Source organism: Microbacterium thalassium, assembly GCF_014208045.1.
GTDB lineage: Bacteria > Actinomycetota > Actinomycetes > Actinomycetales > Microbacteriaceae > Microbacterium > Microbacterium thalassium.
In genome coordinates this window covers 2,747,555-2,769,973 of sequence record NZ_JACHML010000001.1, presented here as the reverse complement: position 1 = coordinate 2,769,973, position 22,419 = coordinate 2,747,555, and the positions used below count along the sequence as shown (strand labels likewise).

Genomic DNA, 22,419 nt, shown 5'->3' with positions numbered 1-22,419 from the left:
GCATCTTCCGGCACCTCAACACCCCCAAGCACACGGCATCGACCGCGACCCTCGCAGGCGTCGAGGCGTGGGGAGTGGCCGGCGGGGGAGTGCCGAGCGCGAAGCCCTGGCAGCACGTCGAGAACATCGCGAGGTGGTGCAGCGCCTGGCGCGCGAGTACTAGCGCGCCACCCGCATCGACATCTTGTAGGACGCCAAGGACATCTTCGACCACATCAACGCGAGAGTTATCCACAGGCTGACAGCGCGAAACTCGATGAGAATTCGACACATCTGTGGGCAGCGGGCCGCCTCGCGCGGAAGACCGCCCACCGCGTGTGGATAACCCGCGTGACGCGCGCCACCGGCGGCCACCGTGGGGGAGGTGCTTCGTAGAGTAGCGAGCAGGAGAAAGCCCCCGGACCTTTGGAAAGTCGATACGGGGGCAGTCTCTGCTGAAAGGGTCGCACTCGCCCTAGAGAGAGTGCTGGCAGGGCGGACCTGCTGGGGTCGTCCGAAGTTGGCGCTTCGGACGACCCCACTTCTCATTATGGGTCGGTCGGACCGCTACGGCCAGTCTGGTCGGACCCACCGACATTCTCGTCGGCGAGCCGCCGTGCCAGGACTTCATCACCGCGAACGTACGGTCCTACATCTGGCAGAGGACGATGATGCGGCATCAGCGAACAGTGCCTAGTTGTTGGCGCGAAGCTTCGCTGCGTTCTCAATGATCGGCTGGATGATGTTCGTGATCGAGTCATCGGCGCCTGACTTCCCCTCTGGTGGCGCTTCCAATACACGCTTGCCGAACAACGCGTACATCGTCTGGCGGGCGTCCTCGTCCTTGATCTCGTTGACGAACCCTAGGAACGCTTTCAGCTGGATCTCAATGCCGCGGGCCCAGGTTGCGAGTCGTCTGTAGTGCGTTGCCTGGCGCGCAAGGTAGGCGGACAGCGCCGCGAGAGCTGAAAGGATCGCGAGCCGGTAGATGACTCCATACCAGTCGACGTTTCCTCCAACTGGAGGCGTGTGGTCGATCATGAACCAGAGTCCCAAGCTCGCGGTGAGTACCAGTGTTCCCAGAGTCAGTCCTCTGAACCACCAGGCAGCCTTCTCGCTCGACTTCGCTGTCGTCTCGAACGATCTCTCCAGTGCGGAAGTAGCGCTCCTCGTGGCCGCTCTTTCCGCGTGCATCAGGGCCTCTTTGGCTTCTCGCGCGGCTTCCTGAGTTTCGCTGATTGCCTGGTCTAGTTGCAGCGTGCGATCGCTGACGTAGGTCACTACGCCGACCACCTGCGCCGACTGATCGGCGGCCTTCGAGATCCGCGCCTCATAGGGTTCGAACTCGGCTCCGGGCCGACCCGCCCGACGAAGCTCGCCGAAGACTGCGGAGAACACGTCTAGATATCCACGCACCGCGGCGAGGGCGTCGGCCTTGTTCTTGCCGTGGACCAATTCATACGTCGAGTACGCCTCCTGGGCTTCTTGGGCTGCGCTGACGATGCCCTCTTCCTGCTCAGGTGTCAGTCCTGCAGTCTTTGCCCACTCCAGCGTGGTTGCCCACGCTTCGATCAGCGGGAGCATGGCGAGCTCGTCTATGCCGTTGTCCCCTGACCGATGCAGATCCGTCGCGACCTTCACGAAGACTTTGGCCACGGTCGCCAGGTCAGTAGTGTTCTCCGGCATCGATCCCTCCCCAATGAGTCCCGAGCCTAGGCGATGGGCCGTCTATTCTCGGGCAAGCTCGCGGGGGCTGGGACGCCGAGACAGGGGAACAAGCTAGGACAGGTGGACCGGCGCAGACCGTAGATCCCGCATCACAGCACGGGCAACAGGACGCCGATGCCGCCAGAGCGGAAATAGCCCAGATCAAAAGAACGCACAAATGCTGGTCTAGTCAAGACCACGCTGCTGGCTGCGCTGATCGCAGCCTGCCCGCCCGATCAGCGCATCGTGACGGTCGAGGAGACGTTCGAGCTCGCCGTGCGGGCACCCGATCTCGTGGCGCTGCAGGGCCGTCAGCCCAGCCTCGAGGGGACGGGCGAGGTGACTCTGCGCCGACTCGTGAAGGAGGCGCTGCGGATGCGACCCGACCGTCTCGTGGTGGGCGAGGTCCGCGACGCTGAAGCGCTCGATCTGCTGCTCGCACTGAACACCGGCGTTCCCGACGCGCTAAAGACACATTCAGTGACTCGGGTGTCCAGACGCTCGCGCCTCGTCGGCGGCGGGCAGTCCTACACCTCGCCCGCGCCGAGCTCGAAGCGGGCGGCGGCCTCCTCGGCGCGCATGCGGATGCCGAGGTCGGCCCACGCCTTGAGGCGCTCCGCTTGGGCCTCCTCGCTCGTCTCGGCCCTCCTCTGGACGACGACGGTGTCGAGGTAGCTGGCGCACGCTAGGCGCTCTGTGAGGCGCTCCTCGGGGCGGGCGGCCACTAGGGCGCGCATGGCGTCCTCTGTGAGCTCCTCGGGCGGGCGGATGCGGATGGCGGCTTGATATTCCTCGGTAGTGAGCATGTCGCTGAGCGTAGTGACCGGAGGGGACGCGGTGACTGATCGCCCGCTCTCGCGGACTCTAATCACGGTCGGAGCTCCGGGTGTCTTAGCCCTCGCCCCAGGAGGCCAGCGGGCCGCCCTGCGGGCCGTGCGCGAGGAGGTACGCCGCATGGATGCGCTCGCACGCGACGCGCGCCGAGGTGGCCCACCCGGCGAGCTCGCCGCGGTACTCGGCGCGGTAGCGGAGGCGGTCCTCGCCGACGCGGCGGAGCTTGGCGATGCCGTACTCGCGGCCCTGCGAGTCGAGGACGTGGAAGGTACCGGGCGGGTCCTCGACGGCGTCGAGGATGGGGTGCCAGTCGGGCGGCATGAGGGCTCCTGTCTCGCCCCGGCCCGGCGTCGATGGGGAGCGTAGCGGCGGCGGCTGAAGGTGTGCCGGTAGCGCGAGCAGCCCCCCGAGCGTGGTCATGAGCGCGTGCATGGGCGACGCTAGGCACCGCGCCGGGGCTCGAGGTGGTGCACCCGTGTTTGTCTTGCTGGGATGATGTGCGCATGAACGACGACCGAGTTGGGGCCAACCGCGTCGCACTCTGGCTTGTATCCACGGTGCTTGTCGGTGTGTCGCTGGGTTGGGTTGCCGCGTGGACGCAAGAGGAGTGGTGGATCTGGCTCCTCTACCTCGTTGCAGTTGTCCTCATCGTCATGACGTTCCCAGGGGCGATCTTCCATCGGGACAACCTTGGACCCACTCCGGTGGGTCGAGTCGTCGCCGGCATTGTTCTTGTGTCCTATGTTGTCGTCGGTCCGATCCTCGCTGCGACTGGACAGCTCGCCTCCACCATCGCCGGTGTCGGCCTCCTGTGGGCCGCAGCGACCCTTATTAGCTGGCGCTCGCTACGAAACCGAGTAGCTGCCAACGAGGTAGCCGCTGGTGTCGCGTTCCTGCTGGTGGGTGTCGCGTTTCTTGTGCTGGGTGTCACGCTCCTGCAGCAAGGTTCGGTGCTGTTCGGTGTCGGGAACCTGCTGCTGGGTGTCGGGATCCTGCTGGGGGGTGTCGCGATCGTTCGCCAGTGGTCGGTGCTCGGCAGTGTCGCGTCCCTGCTGGTGGGTGTCGCGTTCCTGTTTGTGGGTGTCGCGTTCCTGCGGCAGGGGTCGGTGCTGGCCGGTGTCGCGGTCCTGCTGGTGGGTGTCGCGTTCCTGCTGGCGGGTGTCGCGCATCTGGGCAAGCCGTGGGCGCTGGGGGGTGTCGCGTTCCTGCTGGCGAGTGTCGCAATGCTGCTGCTGGGTGTCGCGTACCTGTGGCAGGGGTCGGTGCTGGGCAGTGTCGCGGTCCTGCTGGGGGGTGTCGCGTCCCTGTTGATGGGTGTCGCGTCCCTGCGGCAGCGGTTGGGGCTGTTCGGTGTCGCGTTACTGCTGGCGGGTGTCGCAATTCTGCTGCTGGGTGTCTTGTTGCTGTGGCAGGGGTCGGTGCTGGCCGGTGTCGCGTTCCTGCTGGCGGGTGTCGCGGTCCTGCTGGTGGGTGTCGCGGTCGCGCTGGGTGGGGGTATGCCTCAGGGATCGGCCGTGCGCGACTGGGTTGCGCGGTTGCGGGCGTGGGCGGTGCGCCGCGACACGACCGACACGACCGACACGCCGAAGGAATCGTAGACGGGCAGGCCGTCGTCGAACCCGTCCGGGCCGGGCGAACTCTCATGGCAGCCCGAGGTGCGGTGACGTCTATCAGGTGGGCGGGTCGATCTCGATCACCGGAACGGCGGCCGTGCCCGACGCGTCGTTCGTCGTCGAACTGCGCGATGCGGAGGAGACCGTCGCCGCGTCGCTCGTCGTCACAGCCGACGACTGCTGCACGCACTCCTCGTTCCTGTCGAGCCTGGCACTCGACGTGTCGCCCGGGTGGTACGACGTCGTCGCCTACAACGAGGGCACGGCGGACGGGTCGACCCAGAACGAGTTCCGGGTTCAGGTCGAGGTGCGGTGGTAGCGGCGGGCGTGATCATGGCCGCGACCTGGAGGCAGCCCGTCCTCACGCTCTTCGTCCGCGCCGGCGTCGCGCTCGAGGCGACGGCAACCGGTCGCACGGCCCTGCGCTGACTCGCCTGCGTGAGGACGCGCGCCAAACGTCGGACGATCGCGGGTTCGCAGGAGGATCTTGCGTGAAACCCTCCGACGGAGGGCAGATTCTCCGACGCTGCGACGACCGGGAGGTGCGCAGACCTACACGTCGATGTGCTGACGCGCCTCGGGGACGCCGAGGGTGTTCTTCTCGACCGTGTGCTCACGGGAGAAGCGGGGGAGCGAGGGGCACCAGCCGGTGACCGCCGCGAAGACGAGGTAGGCGGCCGCGGCGCCGGCGGGGATCGCGATGATCAGGTTGTCGCCGAAGCTGAACGCCAGGGCGACCATGAAGACCGCGAGGACGGCGCGGACCGCGCGCTCGCCGGGCGTGACCCCGCACAGGCGCGTCCACCGCCGGCGAGCGGGCTGATCGGTCACGCCTGGGCGGCCTCGGCCTGAGCCTGCTCGGCCTTGGCGGCCTCGACCTGGGCGCGGACCTCGTTCATGTCGAGGCCCTTCACCGCGTCGATGACCTGCTGAAGCTGCGGGGCGGCGAGGGCGCCGGGCTGCGCGAAGACGAGGATGCCCTCGCGGAACGCCATCAGCGTCGGGATGCTCGTGATGCGGAAGCCGGCGGCCAGCTGCTGCTCGGCCTCGGTGTCGACCTTGCCGAAGACGATGTCGGGGTGCTCCTCGGACGCCTTCTCGAAGACGGGAGCGAACATGCGGCACGGACCGCACCACGCAGCCCAGAAGTCGAGGAGGACGATGTCGGAGTCCTCGATCGTCGACGAGATGTTCTCCATGGTGATCTCACGGGTGCTCATGCCGACCATCATACCGCAGAATACCCCTGGGGGTATAATCGAGTCGCAACCACCGAAAGGAACCACCATGCGCTTTCGTCGCGCCGTGACGTTCACCGTCGCGCTCGCCGCAGCCGCGGCCGCTCTGACCGCCTGCTCCAGCTCGCCCTCGATCGAGGTGACCGAAGAGACCGTCGTGATCGACGTCCGCACCCCGGGCGAATACGCCGGGGGCCACCTCGAGGGCGCCGTGAACGTCAACCTGCAGTCGCCGACATTCCAGGAGGACATCCTGGAGTACGACCTCGACGGCGAGTACGTCGTCTACTGCCAGTCGGGCAACCGCTCGTCGCAGGCGGTGGCCTACATGGACCAGGCCGGCTTCGAGGACGTCACGGACGCCGGCGGCGTCTCGGAGGCGTCGAAGTCGACCGGACTCGACATCGTCACCGACTAGCGTCCCCGGGGTGTCGGCCACGCGCCGGCACCCCGCTCACCACCCGTACGTGTTGAGCCACTCGCGACGGCTCGCGGCCTCGTGGGCGGGCTCGTCCGGGTCGGACGTGTCGTGCTCGCGCAGCGCGCCGTCCGCGTCGAGCACGACGAAGCGGTGGCACACGTCGCACAGGGCGCGGCCGTGCGGCCACCCGTCGGCGAGCGCCGCCGCGGGCTCACCGTGCTCACCCGAACCGGGGCAGCGCGGCTCGTCGGCCGCGGCATCCGCCCACATGATGGTGCGGTGCCGGTGGAGTCCCGGATGATCGAGCGGGCGCGTGCACCGTCGACCGCGATTGCGGCTGCGGCAGAACCGCACGACCGCCGATGTCATCCGGGACCCCGCTTCCGCCCAGGGGCCCTGGGCACTCTCGCACTCTAGGCCGTCATACCGGCATCCGCGGCACGGCGTCGTACTCGGCGTCGGGCAGCTTCTCCATGACGTTGATCGACACGTGCGGCCACTTGATGAGGCCCTCGACGCCGTCACGCCGGTCGAAGAACTCCAGCATCACGGTCTGGGTGTAGGCCAGCAGCAGGTTCGGCTCGTCGACGCCGTCGCCGTCGAGCTCGAGGATCCAGAACGTCGACGTCATCTCGGACGCGTCGGCCTGACGCTCGATGAACGGGATGTTGTGGATGCCCGCCTCGGCCAGCTTCGTGTCGAACTGCAGCACGGTGTTCTTCACGACGTTCTGCGGCAGCGCGTTCAGCAGCTGGTTGGGGCGGACCGGATCGAACAGCCCCAGGAACGGGTTGTCGTGGTAGTGCCGGTACGGCGCGAGATAGGGACTGTCGAGGTCCTGGTTCACGCCGATCGGCAGTCCCGAGATGTCGTCGATGAACGCCGGCCGGTCGGTCTCGAAGACCCGGCCGAGCCCGAGCGCCGAGTCGCCGTGCGGCACCGACGCCAGGCGCGCGATGCTGATCCCGTTCGTGCGCGGTTCGCCCATGTTCAGGAACAGGCCCGGCTCGTGGTGGATCGCGAGGTCGCCGCCGCCGGCCAGGCCGCTGGACGGCATGTCGTCGGCGTCGGACTGCGCGATCATCTGCTCGTAGTCGAGCGTGACGACCAGCTGGTCGGTGTTCGCCCGGTCGGGGCGATCGACGCCGCGGTTCGGCACGCGCTTGTCGACGAGCGAGAACGTGATCTCCTCATCGAAGCGGTTCACGAGGAGGCGGTAGTCGAGCACGCCGCTCTGCGCGACGAACGGCAGGGCGATCATGTTCCAGCCGCGGCCCTTCAGCCGCTCGGTGTTGCCCCATTTGCCCGGGAGCTTCTTGAACGGCCCGAGTTCCTCGTCGTCCTCGGTGGCGAGTTCGACGACGCGGGAGTTCGCGCGATACATGTCCGCATAGCGGGCATCGCCTGGGTGTGACATCTTCTCTTCCCCAAGAGTCGGCCGACCGGCCCGGAAGACCGATCGGATCGGATGGTTCTCCCCTCAGTCCCAGAGGGAGCAGACCCCGCTCCTGATACCGCCGACGCGGGACGTCAGCCGTGGCGCGGCACGAACCGCGGCACCCACCGCACGAACGCCAGCGCGCCGAGCAGGCCGACCACGCCCATGACGCCGGTCGCGACCGACAGCGACGACACCGCGGCGACGGCCGAGACGAGCAGCGGCGAGGCCGCACCGCCGGCATCCGTCAGCGTGCGCCACGACCCCAGGAACGGCGCCGGATCCGACGGGGGAGCGACATCGGCGCCGAGGGTGAGCAGGATGCCGCTGGACAGCCCGTTGCCCACCCCGAGCACGGCGGCGAACATCGCGAACCACATCGCGGCATCCGGCAGATCGTGCGTGAACGCCAGCGCGAGGAAGCCGGCGCCCATCAGCACCATCGCCGGCAGCGCCGCCCACAGGCGCCCGAAGCGGTCCATCACCTGGCCGCTGGCGTAGAACAGGGCGAAGTCGATCGCCCCCGAGACGCCCACGACGAGCGCGATCGTCTGGGCGTCCAGCCCGATCGACACGCCCCACAGCGGCAGCACGACCTGCCGTGCCGAGCGGACTCCCGACAGCGACGCCGCGGCGATGCCGAGCCGCGACAGCACGCCGCGATGCCGCCACATCGTGCGCAGCACACCGTCGCGCCCGAGCGTCGGGATCGAGCCGGTGACCACCTCGCCGGTGTCCTCGGTCTCGGCGTCGCCCCGCACCAGGGGAGCGGATGCCGCCGCCGGCGGGGCGGGCGCGAAGCGCTCCTCGGGGTCGGGGCCGACGAGCACCAGCACGACCGTGGCGGCCAGGCACACGCCGAAGAACCACACCGCGGCCCGCTCGTCGCCGAAGACCGCCAGCAGGGCGGCGGCGGCGAACGGCCCCACGAACATGCCGAGGCGGAACGTGCCGCCCAGCAGCGACAGTGCGCGGGCACGGAACGACAGCGGCACGCGGGTCGCCATGAACGAATGGCGCGCCAGTCCGAACGCGGCGGCGCAGAAGCCGATCAGGAGCACCGACACCGCGAACACGGCCAGGCCCGGCGCGAACACCATGCCGACGACCCCCGCGAGCGAGATCGTGCCGGCCGCTGCCATCGTGCGGCGCTCGCCGAAGCGCGCGACCGCCCACCCGGCGGGGATGTTCCCCGACAGCTGGCCGACCACGAGAGCGGATGCCACCAGCGCCGCGGTCGCGACGCCGGCGCCGAGCTGGGCGGCGATGATCGGGATGAGGGGGATGACCGCGCCCTCGCCGAGGGCGAACAGCAACGTCGGCAGGTACACCATCGGGCCGAACCGCCATAGGACATCGCGCGCTCCGACGGAATCTGCGCGGTCTGCCACGCTCAACCACGTTAGTCTGGAGTGTCATGCTCGAGCTCGATCTGTCCGCCGATATCCAGGCCCTCCGCTCCACCTTCGCCGACATCCAGGCGGTGGTGGACGTCGATGCGCTCACCGCCGAGATCGCGCGGCTGAGCGAAGCGGCCGCCGCCCCCGACCTCTGGGACGACGTCGAGAAGGCGCAGAAGGTCACCAGCGCCCTCAGCCACCGTCAGGCCGAGCTCAAGCGCGTCACGGACGTCGGCCAGCGCCTCGACGACCTCGAGGTGCTCGTCGAGCTCGCGCAGGAGATGGACGACGAGGACTCCGCCGAAGAGGCACGCCACGAGCTCGCCGAGCTCGAGGACGTCATCGGCCAGCTCGAGGTGCAGACGCTGCTCGACGGCGAGTACGACGCGCGCAGCGCGGTCGTGACGATCCGCTCGGGCGCCGGCGGCGACGACGCCACCGACTTCGCCGAGATGCTGCTGCGCATGTACCTGCGCTGGGCCGAGCGCCACAAGTACTCCGTCAAGGTGATGGACACCTCGTACGCCGAGGGCGCGGGCATCAAGTCCGCCACCTTCGAGGTCGACGCGCCCTACGCCTACGGCACGCTGTCGGTCGAGGCCGGCACCCACCGTCTCGCGCGCATCAGCCCGTTCGGCTCCGCCGACAAGCGCCAGACCAGCTTCGCCGCCGTCGAGGTCATCCCGGTGATGGAAGAGGCCGTCGAGGTCGACATCCCCGAGAACGACATCCGCGTCGACGTCTTCCGTTCGTCGGGACCCGGCGGCCAGTCGGTCAACACCACCGACTCGGCCGTGCGCCTCACGCACATCCCGACCGGCATCGTCGTGTCGATGCAGAACGAGAAGTCGCAGATCCAGAACCGCGCCGCCGCCATGCGGGTCCTGCAGACCCGCCTGCTGCTGCTGAAGAAGGAAGAAGAGGCGGCCAAGAAGAAGGAGCTCGCGGGCGTCATCACCGCCAGCTGGGGCGACCAGATGCGCTCCTACTTCCTCTACGGCCAGCAGCTCGTGAAGGACCTGCGCACCGGCTACGAGGTCGGCAACCCCGCGACGGTCTTCGACGGCGACCTCGACGGCCTCATCTCGGCCGGCATCCGGTGGCGCAAGCGCAAGGACGACGACGACTGATCCGCGGATGCCCGCACCGCGGGTGTCGCTGTGCCCGCGGTCGATGATGGCGCTTAGGCTCGATGCGCCATGATCCGGTTCGAGAACGTCACGAAGCGCTTCCGCGGCACGGCGAAACCGGCGCTCAGCAACGTCGACTTCGAAGTGCTCCGCGGGGAGTTCGTGTTCCTCGTCGGCGCCTCCGGCTCGGGCAAGTCCTCGTGCCTGCGCCTGATCCTGCGCGAGGAGGTCCCGACCGAGGGACGCGTGGTCGTGCTCGGCCGCGACCTGCGCACGCTCCCGAACCGCAAGATCCCCTACTTCCGCCGCCACATCGGCGCGGTGTTCCAGGACTTCCGGCTGCTGCCCGACAAGACGGTCTTCCAGAACGTCGCCTTCACGCTGCAGGTGATCGGCTCCTCGCGCGGCTTCGTCAAGCAGGCCGTGCCCGAGGTTCTCGCCCTCGTCGGCCTCGATGGCAAGGAGAAGCGGCTCCCGCACGAGCTGTCGGGTGGCGAGCAGCAGCGCGTCGCGATCGCCCGCGCCCTCGTGAACCGCCCCCAGGTGCTGCTGGCCGACGAGCCCACCGGCAACCTCGACCCGGCCACCTCGGTCGACATCATGCAGCTGCTCGCCCGCATCAACGCCGGCGGCACGACGGTCGTCATGGCGACCCACGAGAAGGGCTTCGTCGACCAGATGCAGCGCCGCGTCATCGAGCTGCGCGAAGGCGAGCTGATCCGCGACGAGCGGCACGGCGGCTACGGCGACACCTCGGGGCTGCCCAGTCTCGCGCCGCAGCCGCAGCGCGGCGCCGCGGCGGTGGCCGCCCTCACCGCGGTGCTCGAGGTGCAGCGCGAGGCCGCGCTCGCAGCGGCGTCCGGTCGCCCGCAGGCCGAGCCCGAAGTGGACGAGGCGCCCGAAGACGAACCCGCCGAAGCCGTGCCCGAAGTCGAGGTCGAGCCCGAGGCATCCGATGCCGAGGCATCCGATGCCGAGGCGGCCGTGCCCGTCACGGCCAAGACCACCCAGCCGATCCCGATCGCCGACCTCGCCGAGGTCGACGTGGAGGAGCTCGGGCTCGCCGACCGCCTGGGGCTGGGCGGCGCCGACGCCGACGATGAAGTGGGGCCGACCTCGTGAGGCTCGGGCTCGTCCTGGCGGAGGCCTTCAGCGGACTCCGCCGGAACCTCTCGATGGTGATCTCGGTCGTGCTGGTCACCTTCGTGTCGCTGACGTTCGTCGGCGCCGCGATCCTCATGCAGATGCAGATCGGCACGATGCGCGACTACTGGGTCGACCGGGCGCAGGTCGCGGTGTTCATGTGCACCGACATCTCGCAGGAGCCGACGTGCCTCGACGGCGCCGCGACACCCGAGCAGATCGCCGAGGTGCAGGACAAGCTCGACGGCCCCGCCCTGTCGCCGCTGATACGCGACGTGCGGTTCGAGGACCAGGAGCAGGCGTACCAGAACATCATCGACCTGCTCGGCGAGGAGTACGCGAGCGTCATCACCCCCGAGCAGCTCAACCAGACGTTCTGGATCAACCTCGTCGACCAGCGGCAGTCGGATGTCATCATCGAGGCGTTCACGTCGCTGGACGGCGTCGAGGACGTCGAGGACCAGCTGCAGTACCTCGAGCCGCTGTTCCAGGCGCTCACCGTGGCGACCTACATCGCCGTCGGCATCGCCGTGCTGATGCTGATCGCCGCCGTGCTGCTGATCGCCACGACCATCCGGCTGTCCGCGTACGCGCGCCGCCGCGAGCTGCGGATCATGCGGCTCGTGGGCGCGTCGAACCCGTTCATCCAGACGCCGTTCATCCTCGAGGGTGTCTTCGCGGCCCTGCTGGGCGCGATCTTCGCCAGCGGCGCGGTCATCGCCGGCGTGCAGTTCGGCGTCGACGGCTACCTGCGCCGGCGCGTCGACTTCGTCACCACGTGGGTCGGACTCGCCGATGCGTGGATCGTCGTCCCCATCCTGATCGGGATCGGCATCGTGCTCGCGGCCTTCTCAGCGGGCTTCGCGATCCGGCGCTGGCTGCGCGAGTAGTCGCGGGCGCCGCGGCACCGGCATCCGTCCCGGTCGTTGCTAGACTGACAGGCTGCCGTGCGCCTGCGCGGCCGGAGTCGAGGAGTACGCCATGCCCAGGGAACGCGGTGAGACGGTCGTCGCGACGAACCGTCGCGCGCGTCACGAATACAGCATCGAGAAGACCTACGAAGCGGGACTGGTGCTCACCGGCACCGAGGTGAAGTCGCTGCGCCAGGGTCGGGCAAACCTCGCCGACGGCTACGCGTACATCGACGGGGGAGAGGCGTTCCTCGACGCCGTGCACATCCCCGAGTACTCGCAGGGGCACTGGACGAACCACGCCGCCAAGCGCACGCGCAAGCTCCTGCTGCACAAGGACGAGATCATCAAGCTGAGCCACGCCATCTCGGCGGGCGGCTACACGCTCATCCCGCTGAAGCTGTACTTCTCGGACGGCCGCGCGAAGGTCGAGATCGGCGTCGCCAAGGGCAAGGCCGAGTACGACAAGCGGCAGGCGCTGCGCGAGCGGCAGGACAAGCGCGAGGCCGAGCGCGCGATGCGCACCCGCAACCGGATGGGGGAGTGACGCGCCAGCGGATGCCGGAGCGTCCGCGACTGGTCAGCTCGCCGTGAAGCGCGCCTCGACGCCGGCGGCGACGGTGATGTCCTCGGGCTCGAACTGAGCCACCGGAGCGCCGGACGGTGCGCCGGCGAATGCGGCCGCACGCGCCATCTCGGCGCGCGGAGCGGCCGGAGCGGGCGTGTCCGCGAGCAGCCCGAGGTCGGCGATCTCGGCGGGCACGACGGATGCCAGGCCGAGCGCGGCCGCGTACGCCGTGGCCCGCGCGACGGCGACCCCGACCGCCTCGGTCGCGACCTCCTGCTCGACGCGAGCGCGGGTCTCGGGTGTGAGGCGCCAGTCGATCCAGCCGAGCTCGACGCCGTCGCGATCGACCACCTCGCCGACCCACCACGACATCGCCGCGAAGTCCGAGAACGTCGCCACGAAGTCCACCGACGCGTGGTGGACCGGCGCCTGCCGCTTGCCGTCGGGACCCCAGGGGCGATCGGACCACAGCGCGACGCGCTGGCTCGACCACTCCTCGACGGCGCCGGCGGACTTCCGGGCGGCGAGGTCGTCGCGCACGGGCTCCGCCAGGGCGGCGATGCGCTCGACCACCGCGCCGCGGTCGCGGCTCTCGGCACGCACGCTCAGGTGGACGATTCCGCGCTCGGGCGCGATGCGGGTCTCGTGCTGCCCGCGGACGGTGATGACGACGTCTGTCATGGCTGCGACTCTACGCGCGGACGCCGACGCGAACTTTTTCTATTCACGTGCATCCGAATCGAGTGTCGTCGGGGAAGACACACATGACGGGCGACAACCGGTCGCCTCGACCCGAGGAGGACTCTCATGCGCAAGACCCTGATGGGCATCGCCATCGGATCCGCGGTGGCTCTGGGCGCGGTCGCGCCGGCCCACGCCATCTCCGACACGACCGCCGACCTGTCGGTGCTGCACGGCATCCCCGACACCACCGTGGACGTCTACGTCAACGGCGATCTGACGCTGGACGACTTCGAGCCCGGCGACCTCGCCGGACCGCTGGACCTGCCCGCCGGCGACTACGAGGTCGCGATCACCGCGCCGGACGCCGCCGACGCGAGCTCCCCGATCCTCGGGCCCGTCACCCTCACGCTCGAGGCGAACGCGAGCTACACCGCCGTCGCCCACCTGGACGAGGGCGGCGCGCCCACCGTGACGGCGTTCGCGAACGACATCTCGCAGACGGCGGCCGGCGAGGGCCGCCTGACCGTGCGTCACACCGCCGCCGCGCCGGCCGTCGACGTCCTCGCGGGCGGCAGCCCCGTGATCGAGGGGCTGGTCAACCCCGACGAGGCATCGCTGGATCTCGCCCCGGGCACCATCTCGGCCGCCGTCGCGGCCGCCGGAACCACCGACCCGGTGATCGGGCCGGCCGACGTCACGATCGAGGAGGGCGTGCTCACCATCGTCTACGCGTGGGGCAGCCTCGAGGACGACACGCTCGCACTGGCGGTGCAGACGATCGACGGTCTGCACTCCGCACCCCACGGCGTGAACTCCGGCACCGGCGGTCAGCTCGCCGAGCGCGACATGCTCCTGCAGTCGCTGCTGCTGATCGGCGTGTTCGCGGTCGCCGCCGCATCGGTGACCGGCGTCGTCGTCGCCCGCAGCCGGGCGGGGCGCTGATCCCCATGGCATCGGCGGGGACGATCATCCGGGCGCTGGCCGCCGGGGTGGTCGTCCTCGCCCTGTCGGGATGCTCGGGCGCCCCGACAGCGCGCCCGGCACAGACCCCCGAGGCGTCGATCGAGGCGACGGTGGCCGCGCCGCGGCCCACGCCCGTCGTCGATGTGCCGGTCGCGGCGGCGACTCCGGCCCCCGCCCGGGTGAGCGTGCCGCCGGTGCGCCTGCGCATCGAGGCGATCGGCGTCGACATGCCCGTCAAGCCGGTCGGCGTCGAAGACGGTGGCTTCATGGAGCTGCCCGCCGACCCCGCCGTGGCGGGCTGGTACCGCTACGGCGCCGATCCGAGCAGCGCCGAGGGGAGCACGGTGCTGTCGGCGCACGTGGACGCACCGGACCGCCCGATCGGACCGCTCAGCCGCCTGCGCGACCTGCGCGGAGGAGAGACCGTGACCGTGACCGATGACGGAGGCGACGTGCACACGTACCGCATCGACAAGGTGACCTACTACCCGAAGCAGGATCTGCCGGTCGACCGCCTGTTCGCGCGGGCGGGAGACGACCGGCTGATCATCATCACGTGCGGGGGCGCGTTCGATCGCGCCACCGGACGATACGCCGACAACGTCGTCGCCGTGGCCACTCCGGTACGGTGACCATGGCGCCGGCACTCATGACGAGAGGAGGCCGCGTGGACGACCTGGATGAGCTCGAGCTCGTCGAGAGGTTCCGCCGCGGTGACGACCGCGCCCTCGAGCAGGTGTACCGCCGCTGGTCGGCGCTGGTGTTCACGCTGGCGCTGCGATCGCTCGGCGACCGCGGCGACGCCGAGGACGTGACGCAGAAGACGTTCGTCTCGGCGTGGACGTCGCGGACGTCGTACGATCCGGCGAAGGCGAAGCTGGCGACGTGGCTCGTGACCATCGCACGTCGGCGGATCGCCGACATGCACGAGGCCCGCGCACGCGTCCGGGCTCTGCAGGACCAGCTCGTGCGGTTCTCGGACCCCGACGACATGGTGCAGTCCGAGGTCGACCTGGCCGACCGGCTGCTGCTGGCGGATGAGCTCGAGAGGCTCGAACCGGACGCGCGGGACGTGGTCCGCCTCGCGTTCTACGACGACCTGACACATCAGCAGATCGCCGAGCGACTCGCGATGCCGCTGGGGACCGTCAAGAGCCACATCAGACGAAGTCTGTCGAGACTGCGCAGCCGATTGGAGGTGGGCCATGTCGCACCTTGACCCCGACCGCATCGCTCTGATCGCGCTGGGCGAGCCGATGTCGCTCGACGAGTCCCGTCACGTCGAGCAGTGCGACGACTGCACGATCGACCTGTTCGAGCTGAGGCGCACGGTGATCGTCGGGCGCTCCACCGTCGACATGGGCGATCTCGAGTCGCCCCCCGAACGGGTGTGGGATCGCATCGCCGCCGAGGTCGCAGACCTCCCCGACCCCGTGCCGACGCCGGACGAGCGCCTCGACGCGGATTCCGCAGCGCCCGCCGCTGCGAGCCGCGACGAATCGGCCCCCGCCCCGACACAGGCCCCCGGCACCGGCTCGCGCTCGCGTGCGCTGACGCGGGCCATGGTCGGCCTCGCCGCCGGCGCCGCCCTCGTCCTCGCGATCGTCGGCGTGTGGTCGTTCGTGCGTCCCGCACAGGTCGTCGAGGTGGCCGCGGCGACGTTGGCGGCCTTCCCCGATCACCCGGATGCCGCCGGCTCCGCCGTCGTGGTCGAGGAGGCGGACGGCGAGCGCGTCGTGCGCGTCGAACTCGACACGGAGGAGTCCGAGGGCGACGGCTACCGCGAGGTGTGGCTCATCACGGCCGACGCCTCGGCGCTGGTGAGCCTGGGCATCCTCGACGGCAGCGAGGGGGAGTTCGCGATCCCCGACGACATCGACATCCACCAGTACGTCCTCGTGGACGTGTCGCAGGAGCCGCTGGACGGCGATCCCGCCCACTCGGGCGATTCGATCGTGCGCGGCGAACTCGACTTCGCCTGAAGCGGCGGGCGCCGGCGGGCCGAAGGTCCCGTCCGGCGCCCGCGCCGCGCGGTACGGTGCGGTCATGGCCGGGGCCGGCACGCCTGCACGCGGGTGGCGGATCGCATTGGCGACCGTCGCATGGTTCAACCTCGTCTCCGCGCTCATCGGCCTGGTCGGCCTGACCGCCGGAGGCGGCATGGGTCTTCCGCTCGAGGTGCTCGAGGGGTCGCCGTTCACGAGCTACGCGTGGCCCGGAGTGATCCTGGGCGTCGTCGTCGGCGGTGTCCAGGCGCTCGCGCTCGTCGCGCAGTACGGCCGGTTCCGGCTCGCGTGGGGGCTGCACGCGGCAGCCGGGCTCGTCATGATGATCTGGATCTTCGTCGAGCTCGCGATCCTGCGGGAGTGGTCGCTCCTTCAGGGCGTGTACTTCGTGACAGGACTGGCGCAGACGACGCTCGCGGTGCTCGCCCTCGGGGCGTGGCCGCATCCGCTGTTCGCCCGCTCTGACCGGGTCGCACGCTGATCGTCGATGCGGCGGGAATTCCGCGTTCGCGGGATCCGTTGTAGTCTGGGATGCTCGGGTGCACCGCACCCAGCGTGACAACTCCACAGTGTGACAGCGGCCCCTCCTTCGCTGGAAGGATCACGGGGATGATCGGTTTCGACATCGTTTGCCGATCTGCGTGCAGCGGGCCGAGGATGCAGGGTTATCTCGTGAACGCTCCCTGCAAACCAATATCTGCCGAATCCAAGCAGAACGACTTCGCCCTCGCTGCGTAAGCGAGCCCGATAGTCCGTCAGACCGTGGGTGATCCCGACACGGCTCCTGGCGTCATCTAGGGATCTTGCTGCGCGGTGGCGTCTGGACGCCGCGCGGGACTCTTTCCAGGCTGGGCTCGTCGACTTAGGTGTCTGTGACAAAGGTCGGAGCCGAGCAGAACGCCTCTACAGACTGCGCCCGGAGAAACCGCATTGACTCAACGATGGACGGGGGTTCGATTCCCCCCATCTCCACCAAGCCGCTGTCACAGGAGTGAAGGCCCCGGCCCCGCAGCGATGCGCGGGTGTCGGGGCCTTCGTCGTACCCGCCGGAATCGCCGCCCGATCCGGAAAGGCGCTCGCATCCCGGCGCGCCGCGTGGCGATACTGAGGGCATGCCATTGCATCGCGCGACCGTCCTGGACTCCGCGGATCCTCTGGGCCTCGGCCGCCTGTCGGTCGACGTGCCGAGCGTCGGGGTCGCCTCGATCTGGGCTCTGCCCGTCATCCCCTTCGGGGCCCGACGCCACCGCCCGCCCGAGCCCGGCACCGCGGTGTGGATCGAGTTCGAAGAAGGCGACCTGTCGCGCCCCGTGGTGCTCGGCACGATCCCGACACCGGAGTGATCTGCGCTGAGCACGCCCGGGCGCGTAGGGTGGCGACGCGATCCGCGATCGAGCGGTCGAGCCGCCGGGAGGGCTGTGGATGAACGCGAACATCGTCCTGAACGACGGAGCCGCCATCCCGCGGACCGGGCTCGGGGTCTTCCTCGTGACGGACACCGCCGTGTGCGAGTCCAGCGTCACCACGGCCCTCGACGCCGGATACCGGCTGATCGACACCGCCAACGCCTACCGCAACGAGCGGGCGGTCGGCCGCGGCATCCGCGCTTCGGGCGTCGACCGGGAGGAGATCTTCCTCACGACGAAGCTCTGGCCGGGCGACTACGGCGCCCGCAAGTCGGCTGACGCCATCCGCGGGGCACTCGAGCGCCTCGACTGCGGCCACATCGACCTGCTCCTGCTTCATCAGCCCGCCGGCGATGTGCTCGGCGCGTGGAAGGCGATGGAGGATGCCGTCGATAGCGGCACGGTGCGCTCGATCGGCGTGAGCAACTTCGACGTGTCCGACCTCGACCGGCTGCTCGCGTCGGCGCGCATCCGGCCCGTGGTCGACCAGATCGAACTGCACCCGTACTGGCAGCAGCCGGCGCTGCTTCCCTACCTCGCCGAGAACGAGATCGTCGCCCAGGCGTGGTACCCGCTCGGGCACGGGTCGAAGAGGCTGCTCGGCGAACCCGCGATCGTCGAGGCGTCCGCGGCGCACGGCAGATCCGCGGTCCAGGTCGTCCTCCGCTGGCATCGCCAGCGCGGATTCGTGGCGATCCCCAAGTCCACGAATCCGGCCCACATCGCGTCGAACATCGACATCGACGACTTCGCGCTCACCGACGAGCAGATGGCCGCCATCGACGCTCTCGGCGGGAACCGGCCGATGGTGCGGATGCCGCGCTGGCTGATGTCGGCGGTCATGCCGCGCTTCCGCATTCCGCAGCTGCCCTGACGGGCGCCTCAGCGGGTCAGCGGTCCCGCCACGCCCGCTCGATCGCGATGGCGTGCCCGAGGATGTTCTCCGCCGCGCGGTGGCCGGAGTGCATGGCCGCCGGAACCGTCGCCGGATCGTCCGTCCAGGTCGCCTCGCCGGCGATGTGGAGCACACCGCCGACCGGGGTCGCGAGATCGTCGTGGTCGGCGGTCGCCCCGCCGACGGTCATGTACGCGTACGAGCCGTGCGCGAAGGGGTCGTCCTGCCAGGCGGTCATGACGACACCGGTCGGCTGCGGGACGTCGTCGCCGAACAGCCGTCGCAGCTGCGCCATCACCGAGTCCACGACGCGATCCTCGTCCCATTCGCGCGTCTCGCGGGCAGCCGGGCCGGCGGCGAACGTCAGCAGCGTCGGCGTGCCGTCCAGCGCGGTGAGGTCGTACCAGGAATGCCACCAGCGGCTCTCCGGGCCCTGCTGGCGGACGGCGTACACACCGTCGTCCCAGAATCTCGCCGGGAACCGCAGGAACACCTTTTCGAACGCGTTCATCTCCATGCGGTCGAGCGCCCCCGCGACGGGTTCGGGAAGAGGCGGCTCGATCACGAAGGCGTCCGACCTCAGGACGCCGACCGGAACCGTCGCGATCACCGTGTCGGCGGAGAACGCCCCGCGGTCGCTGGTGACGGCCGCGCGGCCGCCCGACCAGTCGACGTGCGAGACGACGTGCTCGAGTCGGACGTCGAGCCCGTCGGCGAGGTGCGCAGGAAGCCGGTCGTACCCCTCGGGGAAGACGACCTCGTCGCCGTCCACGACATCGTCGTCGAGGGCGTGCGCGGCGAGGTCCTCGATCCACGCGCCGTACTGCTCCTCGCTCCGGTGCTCGAGGTACTCGCGAACGCGCTGCGTGCGCTCGGCATCCCATCCCTGGGCCGCCAGCGCGGTCTCGGTCACGTCCCGGTACGACTCATCCGGCCTCGAGGCGGCGATCACGCCCAGAAGGTCCGCGTCGACAGCGTGGATGTCGGCCGCGAACGCGCGGGCGTCGGCATCCGTCAGCCGCTTGCCGTCCGGTCCGTAGTAGGCGATCGGGCGGCTGTCGGGCTGGTACGCGCCGACGGTGAACTCGACGGCGGGCATCCCGAGATCCTCGACGGCCGCGGCGACGGGGCAGTCGGTGACGCCGTGGATCCAGGACGCCCCGCGGTCGGTGACGAGTCCGCCCGTGCGATCCGTCCACACGCGTCCTCCCACGCGGTCGCGCGCCTCGAGGACGACGACGCGGCGGCCGGCTGCGCTCAGGAGCCGTGCGGCGGTCAGCCCGGCCACGCCGGCGCCGATGACGATGGTGTCGAAGTGTTCCATTCCGTGCCTTCTCGCTCCGAGCTCAGCCGACCCGCTGCTCGTGGACATCCGACTCGAAGGACGCGCCGTTGAGCTCGAGGTACATCCGCCGCTCGGTGACCGACAGGGTCAGGGCGCTGCGCCGCTCGATGTGCGCGGCGGCGTCGGCGATCACGCCGCGGTCGAAGCTGTAGAGCGGGATGTCGGCGGCCCGATGGATCCGCTTGCCCTCCCACGGCAGCACCACCTTCGCCGGGTCGCGATGCGTGTACACCGCGACCCGCTCGGACTGCATGCTGCCCGAGTGCAGCTTCTCGGCATCCGGCGCGCCGACCTCGATCCACGCGAGAAGCCTGCCGGTCAGATCGCGCACCCGCACAGCCGGCTGGTCCGTCGCCGAGATCCCCTCGCTGAAGTCGATGCCGTCCTCGAACTCGAGGCAGTACGCGAGCACGCGCGTGAGCATGAACGCGTCGGTCTCGGACGGATGCCGCGCGACGCGGAGCGAGAGATCCTCGTACACGCCGCGGTCCACGTCGGCCAATTGGATCGCGAAGGTGTGCATCGTTGCGCCGGCGGCCATAGCCTCCGAGCCTACGCGGGAATCGGTCGCGCCCACGCCGCGGTCGACGGAGGTCAGTCCTCGCAGAGTCGCGGAACGGGCTGGGAGCCGAACCGGTAGTCGTACGTGACGCCGTCGACCTCGACGACGACCCGCATGCCCTCCTCGAGCGCCTGGGTGTACGCCACGCCCGGCTCGGGGCACCCGAGCGACCCGTCGCCCCACGTGACGGCTTCCGCCGAGACGAGTTCGGGGGTGCCGTCCACTCCGCGCTCGGCGAGGTCGGCCACGACCGCATCCCAGTAGGCGGCGGGCGGCTGGATCGGCTGTCCCGACGGCTCCGCGGCGGGTGGGACGGTGATGTAGGTCGGCCGGTTCACGGGGTCGGGCGTGCCGGAGGGATCGGACATCTGCGCTCCTTGCGAGCAGGCGGTGAGCCCGAGCGCGAGGACCAGCGCTCCGAGGGCCATCCGGGTGCGTCTCATCGTCCTCCTCATCCACTCCCCATGCTAGGCACGCGTCGCGGTGTCAGCCGAAGACTTCGGGGAGTGCCGCGACGAACTCGTCGAAGTGTCCGTACCAGACCGAGTGCGAGGCGCCGGGGATGCTGCGCACCTGCACGCCCGCGGCCTCGAGCGCGGCCGCCTGCTCCGCCGTGACGTAGCGGCTCGGCTCGGGGCGCACCATGATCGATCCCGGAGCCGGCGGCCAGGAGCCGCCCGGGCCGGCCGCGACGGCGGCACCGGTGGCCGCGTCGAACCGGTCCGCCGCGCGCGCCTCGACGTTGCAGTCCTCCTCGCCGTAGAGCGGGTGCGTGGCGCGCAGCCCCGCGACCGTGCGCCGAGCACGCGCGTTCTCGTACTCGGCGGTGACGTCGGCCGCGACCGCGCCCCCGCGGCTGGTGAACGGCGAGTCGACGTACACGGCGATCGCCGGCCGCAGGCGCTCCGCGCCGGCGGCGAGGACGAGGCCGCCGAACGAGTGGCCGATGGCCACGTCGACGCCCGTCACGCCCAGCGCATCGACGGCGTCGGCCACGGCATCGGCCGCGCGGGGGATCGTCAGGCGGTCGTCCCGCGGTGACAGCCCGTGGCCGGGAAGGTCGACCGCGAGCACGCGGTATCCGCGTGAGACGAGGAGCGGCGAAATCCGCCACCAGCTCTCGGCGGAGCCCATCATGCCGTGCAGCAGCACGGCGGTGCGCGGGCCCGAGCCGTGGACGTCGACGTGGAGCGGCATCCGACCATGCAACCACGTCCGGGGCGTCTCGTACGCTGTCAGAGGGCCGTTTCCGGTCTCGAGAGCAAGGAGCACCGATCGTGGCAGAGCACCGCATCTACGGCATGAGCTTCGCGAGCATCTACCCGCTGTACGTGCAGAAGGCCGAACGCAAGGAGCACACGAAGGACGAGGTCGACCAGGTCATCACGTGGCTCACCGGGTACGACGACGCGGGCCTCCGCGAGGCGATCGCCGACGAGGTCGACATGCGCACGTTCTTCGCGCAGGCGCCGGGGATGAACCCCAACGCATCGCTCATCACCGGCGTGATCTGCGGCATCCGGGTCGAAGAGATCGACGATCCGCTCATGCAGAAGATCCGCTACATGGACAAGCTCGTCGACGAGGTCGCCCGCGGCAAGAGGATGACCTCGATCCTGCGGAGCGCGTGACCGCGATGGGGGCCGGCGGCGAGTGGTGGGATCTGACGGATGCCGCGGGCAATCGCCTCGGCCGAACGCATCCGCGCGCCGACCCGGACCTGCCCCACGGTACCTTCCACATCGTCGCCGCGACCTGGGCGGTCGGCCCCGACGGGCGGCTCCTCGTGGCGCAGCGCGCCGCCACCAAGACGTTTCCGCTGGAGTGGGAGTTCCCCGCCGGCAGCGCTCTCGCGGGCGAGTCGAGCCGCGACGCCGCCGCCCGCGAACTCGGCGAGGAGGCCGGCATCCAGGTCGACCCCGCGCACCTGCGGCCGGTCGGCCGGTCGCACGAGCGGACGCAGCTGGTGGACATCTACGTCGTGCACCTCGATGCCGCGGTCGATCCCGTGCCTCAGCCGGAGGAGGTCGCGGCGTCCGAGTGGGTCACCCTCGCCGAGGTCGATCGCCGGCGCCGGGAGGCGCTGTTCGCGCGCCCCTGGCTGAACCGGCTCGACCTGTTCTGGCGCGAGCTCGCCGACGCGGTGGCCGCGGCGCCCGGCGGTCGACCGTCCTGA

General features: G+C 70.1%; 29 protein-coding genes, 1 other RNA gene and 1 pseudogene. 18 read left to right on the top strand and 13 right to left on the bottom strand.

Annotated features, from left to right (window positions below):
* Positions 1–672: 672 nt before the first annotated feature.
* Complete coding sequence (locus tag HD594_RS12900; protein ID WP_184751337.1) at positions 673–1,665, bottom strand: hypothetical protein; 993 nt, start codon at positions 1,663–1,665, stop codon at positions 673–675.
* Between the two features lie 195 nt (positions 1,666–1,860).
* On the opposite strand from HD594_RS12900, the pseudogene HD594_RS12895 reads away from it, so the two are divergent.
* Positions 1,861–2,166, top strand: a pseudogene (locus HD594_RS12895) (ATPase, T2SS/T4P/T4SS family); the annotation flags it as partial.
* Positions 2,167–2,213: 47 nt separating this feature from the next.
* Here HD594_RS12895 and HD594_RS12890 read toward each other — a convergent pair.
* Positions 2,214–2,492 carry a hypothetical protein gene (locus HD594_RS12890; protein WP_184751336.1) on the bottom strand — a complete coding sequence of 93 codons (279 nt, stop codon included), beginning with the start codon at positions 2,490–2,492 and terminating at the stop codon, positions 2,214–2,216.
* Positions 2,493–2,577: 85 nt separating this feature from the next.
* Positions 2,578–2,841 carry a hypothetical protein gene (locus tag HD594_RS12885; protein ID WP_184751335.1) on the bottom strand — a complete coding sequence of 88 codons (264 nt, stop codon included), beginning with the start codon at positions 2,839–2,841 and terminating at the stop codon, positions 2,578–2,580.
* Between the two features lie 182 nt (positions 2,842–3,023).
* On the opposite strand from HD594_RS12885, the gene HD594_RS12880 reads away from it, so the two are divergent.
* Both HD594_RS12880 and HD594_RS17865 read left to right on the top strand, forming a co-directional pair.
* Positions 3,024–4,118, top strand: coding sequence for a hypothetical protein (locus tag HD594_RS12880; protein WP_184751334.1), 1,095 nt, complete (start codon positions 3,024–3,026; stop codon positions 4,116–4,118).
* Positions 4,119–4,194: 76 nt separating this feature from the next.
* On the top strand, positions 4,195–4,452 hold the full coding sequence (locus HD594_RS17865) for a Gmad2 immunoglobulin-like domain-containing protein (RefSeq protein WP_184751333.1): 258 nt from the start codon (positions 4,195–4,197) through the stop codon (positions 4,450–4,452).
* Positions 4,453–4,685: 233 nt separating this feature from the next.
* Here HD594_RS17865 and HD594_RS12870 read toward each other — a convergent pair whose 3' ends face one another.
* Together HD594_RS12870 and trxA are read right to left on the bottom strand one after the other, a co-directional pair.
* The gene (locus tag HD594_RS12870) at positions 4,686–4,964 is read right to left on the bottom strand and encodes a YgaP-like transmembrane domain (RefSeq protein WP_184751332.1); all 279 of its coding nucleotides are present in this window, start codon (positions 4,962–4,964) and stop codon (positions 4,686–4,688) included.
* A complete protein-coding gene (gene trxA, locus HD594_RS12865; protein WP_184751331.1) occupies positions 4,961–5,353 on the bottom strand; it encodes a thioredoxin in 393 nt (130 codons plus the stop codon). Before trxA ends, HD594_RS12870 begins: the two co-directional genes overlap by 4 nt.
* Positions 5,354–5,420: 67 nt before the next feature.
* Between trxA and HD594_RS12860 the strand changes: the two genes are divergently transcribed.
* A complete protein-coding gene (locus HD594_RS12860; protein WP_184751330.1) occupies positions 5,421–5,789 on the top strand; it encodes a rhodanese-like domain-containing protein in 369 nt (122 codons plus the stop codon).
* Positions 5,790–5,825: 36 nt separating this feature from the next.
* On the opposite strand, the gene HD594_RS12855 is transcribed toward HD594_RS12860, so the two are convergent.
* The 3 genes from HD594_RS12855 to HD594_RS12845 all read right to left on the bottom strand — a co-directional run bounded on the left by HD594_RS12855 (position 5,826) and on the right by HD594_RS12845 (position 8,564).
* A complete protein-coding gene (locus tag HD594_RS12855) occupies positions 5,826–6,161 on the bottom strand; it encodes a hypothetical protein (RefSeq protein WP_184751329.1) in 336 nt (111 codons plus the stop codon).
* 52 nt (positions 6,162–6,213) lie between these two features.
* Positions 6,214–7,209 carry a heme-binding protein gene (locus HD594_RS12850; RefSeq protein WP_221446622.1) on the bottom strand — a complete coding sequence of 332 codons (996 nt, stop codon included), beginning with the start codon at positions 7,207–7,209 and terminating at the stop codon, positions 6,214–6,216.
* A 113-nt stretch (positions 7,210–7,322) separates the two neighbouring features.
* A complete protein-coding gene (locus HD594_RS12845) occupies positions 7,323–8,564 on the bottom strand; it encodes an MFS transporter (protein WP_184752853.1) in 1,242 nt (413 codons plus the stop codon).
* Between the two features lie 83 nt (positions 8,565–8,647).
* Here HD594_RS12845 and prfB point away from each other — a divergent pair, with 83 nt between their 5' ends.
* From prfB to smpB, 4 genes are all read left to right on the top strand, one after another.
* Complete coding sequence (gene prfB / locus HD594_RS12840; RefSeq protein WP_184751328.1) at positions 8,648–9,760, top strand: peptide chain release factor 2; 1,113 nt, start codon at positions 8,648–8,650, stop codon at positions 9,758–9,760.
* Positions 9,761–9,829: 69 nt separating this feature from the next.
* Positions 9,830–10,882 (top strand): cell division ATP-binding protein FtsE, encoded by a 1,053-nt coding sequence (gene ftsE / locus HD594_RS12835; RefSeq protein WP_184751327.1) that lies wholly within the window; start codon positions 9,830–9,832, stop codon positions 10,880–10,882.
* Positions 10,879–11,793: a permease-like cell division protein FtsX gene (gene ftsX, locus HD594_RS12830; RefSeq protein ID WP_184751326.1), complete on the top strand. Its 915-nt coding sequence runs from the start codon at positions 10,879–10,881 to the stop codon at positions 11,791–11,793. The genes ftsE and ftsX overlap by 4 nt, the downstream gene beginning before the upstream one ends.
* Before the next feature lie 91 nt (positions 11,794–11,884).
* Positions 11,885–12,361: an SsrA-binding protein SmpB gene (gene smpB, locus HD594_RS12825; protein WP_184751325.1), complete on the top strand. Its 477-nt coding sequence runs from the start codon at positions 11,885–11,887 to the stop codon at positions 12,359–12,361.
* A gap of 33 nt (positions 12,362–12,394) precedes the next feature.
* On the opposite strand, the gene HD594_RS12820 is transcribed toward smpB, so the two are convergent.
* Positions 12,395–13,063 carry an SIMPL domain-containing protein gene (locus HD594_RS12820; protein ID WP_184751324.1) on the bottom strand — a complete coding sequence of 223 codons (669 nt, stop codon included), beginning with the start codon at positions 13,061–13,063 and terminating at the stop codon, positions 12,395–12,397.
* 126 nt (positions 13,064–13,189) lie between these two features.
* On the opposite strand from HD594_RS12820, the gene HD594_RS12815 reads away from it, so the two are divergent.
* The 8 genes from HD594_RS12815 to HD594_RS12780 all read left to right on the top strand — a co-directional run bounded on the left by HD594_RS12815 (position 13,190) and on the right by HD594_RS12780 (position 18,315).
* On the top strand, positions 13,190–14,008 hold the full coding sequence (locus HD594_RS12815) for a DUF4397 domain-containing protein (RefSeq protein ID WP_184751323.1): 819 nt from the start codon (positions 13,190–13,192) through the stop codon (positions 14,006–14,008).
* Between the two features lie 5 nt (positions 14,009–14,013).
* Entirely contained in the window at positions 14,014–14,661 is a 648-nt protein-coding gene (locus HD594_RS12810) for a class F sortase (RefSeq protein WP_184751322.1), read from the top strand.
* Between the two features lie 35 nt (positions 14,662–14,696).
* Positions 14,697–15,248: an RNA polymerase sigma factor gene (locus HD594_RS12805; protein WP_271171161.1), complete on the top strand. Its 552-nt coding sequence runs from the start codon at positions 14,697–14,699 to the stop codon at positions 15,246–15,248.
* Complete coding sequence (locus tag HD594_RS12800) at positions 15,235–16,011, top strand: anti-sigma factor (protein WP_184751320.1); 777 nt, start codon at positions 15,235–15,237, stop codon at positions 16,009–16,011. Before HD594_RS12805 ends, HD594_RS12800 begins: the two co-directional genes overlap by 14 nt.
* Positions 16,012–16,075: 64 nt before the next feature.
* Positions 16,076–16,516: a hypothetical protein gene (locus tag HD594_RS12795; protein WP_221446621.1), complete on the top strand. Its 441-nt coding sequence runs from the start codon at positions 16,076–16,078 to the stop codon at positions 16,514–16,516.
* 124 nt (positions 16,517–16,640) lie between these two features.
* Positions 16,641–17,010: a transfer-messenger RNA gene (ssrA, locus tag HD594_RS12790) on the top strand.
* 137 nt (positions 17,011–17,147) lie between these two features.
* Positions 17,148–17,378: a phage baseplate assembly protein V gene (locus HD594_RS12785; protein ID WP_184751319.1), complete on the top strand. Its 231-nt coding sequence runs from the start codon at positions 17,148–17,150 to the stop codon at positions 17,376–17,378.
* Positions 17,379–17,457: 79 nt separating this feature from the next.
* Entirely contained in the window at positions 17,458–18,315 is an 858-nt protein-coding gene (locus tag HD594_RS12780) for an aldo/keto reductase (RefSeq protein WP_184751318.1), read from the top strand.
* A gap of 16 nt (positions 18,316–18,331) precedes the next feature.
* Here HD594_RS12780 and HD594_RS12775 read toward each other — a convergent pair whose 3' ends face one another.
* From HD594_RS12775 to HD594_RS12760, 4 genes are read right to left on the bottom strand one after another with little or no spacing between them, the layout of a single operon-like run.
* Positions 18,332–19,660: a flavin monoamine oxidase family protein gene (locus HD594_RS12775; RefSeq protein ID WP_184751317.1), complete on the bottom strand. Its 1,329-nt coding sequence runs from the start codon at positions 19,658–19,660 to the stop codon at positions 18,332–18,334.
* Between the two features lie 22 nt (positions 19,661–19,682).
* Positions 19,683–20,222 (bottom strand): YaeQ family protein, encoded by a 540-nt coding sequence (locus HD594_RS12770; protein WP_184751316.1) that lies wholly within the window; start codon positions 20,220–20,222, stop codon positions 19,683–19,685.
* A gap of 53 nt (positions 20,223–20,275) precedes the next feature.
* On the bottom strand, positions 20,276–20,686 hold the full coding sequence (locus HD594_RS12765; RefSeq protein ID WP_184751315.1) for a hypothetical protein: 411 nt from the start codon (positions 20,684–20,686) through the stop codon (positions 20,276–20,278).
* A 43-nt stretch (positions 20,687–20,729) separates the two neighbouring features.
* The gene (locus HD594_RS12760; protein ID WP_184751314.1) at positions 20,730–21,440 is read right to left on the bottom strand and encodes an alpha/beta fold hydrolase; all 711 of its coding nucleotides are present in this window, start codon (positions 21,438–21,440) and stop codon (positions 20,730–20,732) included.
* 80 nt (positions 21,441–21,520) lie between these two features.
* On the opposite strand from HD594_RS12760, the gene HD594_RS12755 reads away from it, so the two are divergent.
* Together HD594_RS12755 and HD594_RS12750 are read left to right on the top strand one after the other, a co-directional pair.
* Entirely contained in the window at positions 21,521–21,874 is a 354-nt protein-coding gene (locus tag HD594_RS12755) for a DUF2200 domain-containing protein (RefSeq protein ID WP_184751313.1), read from the top strand.
* A gap of 5 nt (positions 21,875–21,879) precedes the next feature.
* On the top strand, positions 21,880–22,419 hold the full coding sequence (locus tag HD594_RS12750) for an NUDIX hydrolase (protein ID WP_221446962.1): 540 nt from the start codon (positions 21,880–21,882) through the stop codon (positions 22,417–22,419).

Bases quoted from the DNA above. Each gene is read 5' to 3' on its own strand.
- HD594_RS12900 (WP_184751337.1), bottom strand. From the start codon at position 1,665: ATGCCGGAGAACACTACTGACCTGGCGACCGTGGCCAAAGTCTTCGTG.
- HD594_RS12890 (WP_184751336.1), bottom strand. From the start codon at position 2,492: ATGCTCACTACCGAGGAATATCAAGCCGCCATCCGCATCCGCCCGCCC.
- HD594_RS12885 (WP_184751335.1), bottom strand. From the start codon at position 2,841: ATGCCGCCCGACTGGCACCCCATCCTCGACGCCGTCGAGGACCCGCCC.
- HD594_RS12880 (WP_184751334.1), top strand. From the start codon at position 3,024: ATGAACGACGACCGAGTTGGGGCCAACCGCGTCGCACTCTGGCTTGTA.
- trxA (WP_184751331.1), bottom strand. From the start codon at position 5,353: ATGAGCACCCGTGAGATCACCATGGAGAACATCTCGTCGACGATCGAG.
- HD594_RS12860 (WP_184751330.1), top strand. From the start codon at position 5,421: ATGCGCTTTCGTCGCGCCGTGACGTTCACCGTCGCGCTCGCCGCAGCC.
- HD594_RS12855 (WP_184751329.1), bottom strand. From the start codon at position 6,161: ATGACATCGGCGGTCGTGCGGTTCTGCCGCAGCCGCAATCGCGGTCGA.
- HD594_RS12850 (WP_221446622.1), bottom strand. From the start codon at position 7,209: ATGTCACACCCAGGCGATGCCCGCTATGCGGACATGTATCGCGCGAAC.
- HD594_RS12845 (WP_184752853.1), bottom strand. From the start codon at position 8,564: ATGGTGTACCTGCCGACGTTGCTGTTCGCCCTCGGCGAGGGCGCGGTC.
- prfB (WP_184751328.1), top strand. From the start codon at position 8,648: ATGCTCGAGCTCGATCTGTCCGCCGATATCCAGGCCCTCCGCTCCACC.
- ftsE (WP_184751327.1), top strand. From the start codon at position 9,830: ATGATCCGGTTCGAGAACGTCACGAAGCGCTTCCGCGGCACGGCGAAA.
- smpB (WP_184751325.1), top strand. From the start codon at position 11,885: ATGCCCAGGGAACGCGGTGAGACGGTCGTCGCGACGAACCGTCGCGCG.
- HD594_RS12820 (WP_184751324.1), bottom strand. From the start codon at position 13,063: ATGACAGACGTCGTCATCACCGTCCGCGGGCAGCACGAGACCCGCATC.
- HD594_RS12815 (WP_184751323.1), top strand. From the start codon at position 13,190: ATGCGCAAGACCCTGATGGGCATCGCCATCGGATCCGCGGTGGCTCTG.
- HD594_RS12810 (WP_184751322.1), top strand. From the start codon at position 14,014: ATGGCATCGGCGGGGACGATCATCCGGGCGCTGGCCGCCGGGGTGGTC.
- HD594_RS12800 (WP_184751320.1), top strand. From the start codon at position 15,235: ATGTCGCACCTTGACCCCGACCGCATCGCTCTGATCGCGCTGGGCGAG.
- HD594_RS12795 (WP_221446621.1), top strand. From the start codon at position 16,076: ATGGCCGGGGCCGGCACGCCTGCACGCGGGTGGCGGATCGCATTGGCG.
- HD594_RS12785 (WP_184751319.1), top strand. From the start codon at position 17,148: ATGCCATTGCATCGCGCGACCGTCCTGGACTCCGCGGATCCTCTGGGC.
- HD594_RS12780 (WP_184751318.1), top strand. From the start codon at position 17,458: ATGAACGCGAACATCGTCCTGAACGACGGAGCCGCCATCCCGCGGACC.
- HD594_RS12775 (WP_184751317.1), bottom strand. From the start codon at position 19,660: ATGGAACACTTCGACACCATCGTCATCGGCGCCGGCGTGGCCGGGCTG.
- HD594_RS12770 (WP_184751316.1), bottom strand. From the start codon at position 20,222: ATGGCCGCCGGCGCAACGATGCACACCTTCGCGATCCAATTGGCCGAC.
- HD594_RS12765 (WP_184751315.1), bottom strand. From the start codon at position 20,686: ATGAGACGCACCCGGATGGCCCTCGGAGCGCTGGTCCTCGCGCTCGGG.
- HD594_RS12760 (WP_184751314.1), bottom strand. From the start codon at position 21,440: ATGCCGCTCCACGTCGACGTCCACGGCTCGGGCCCGCGCACCGCCGTG.
- HD594_RS12750 (WP_221446962.1), top strand. From the start codon at position 21,880: ATGGGGGCCGGCGGCGAGTGGTGGGATCTGACGGATGCCGCGGGCAAT.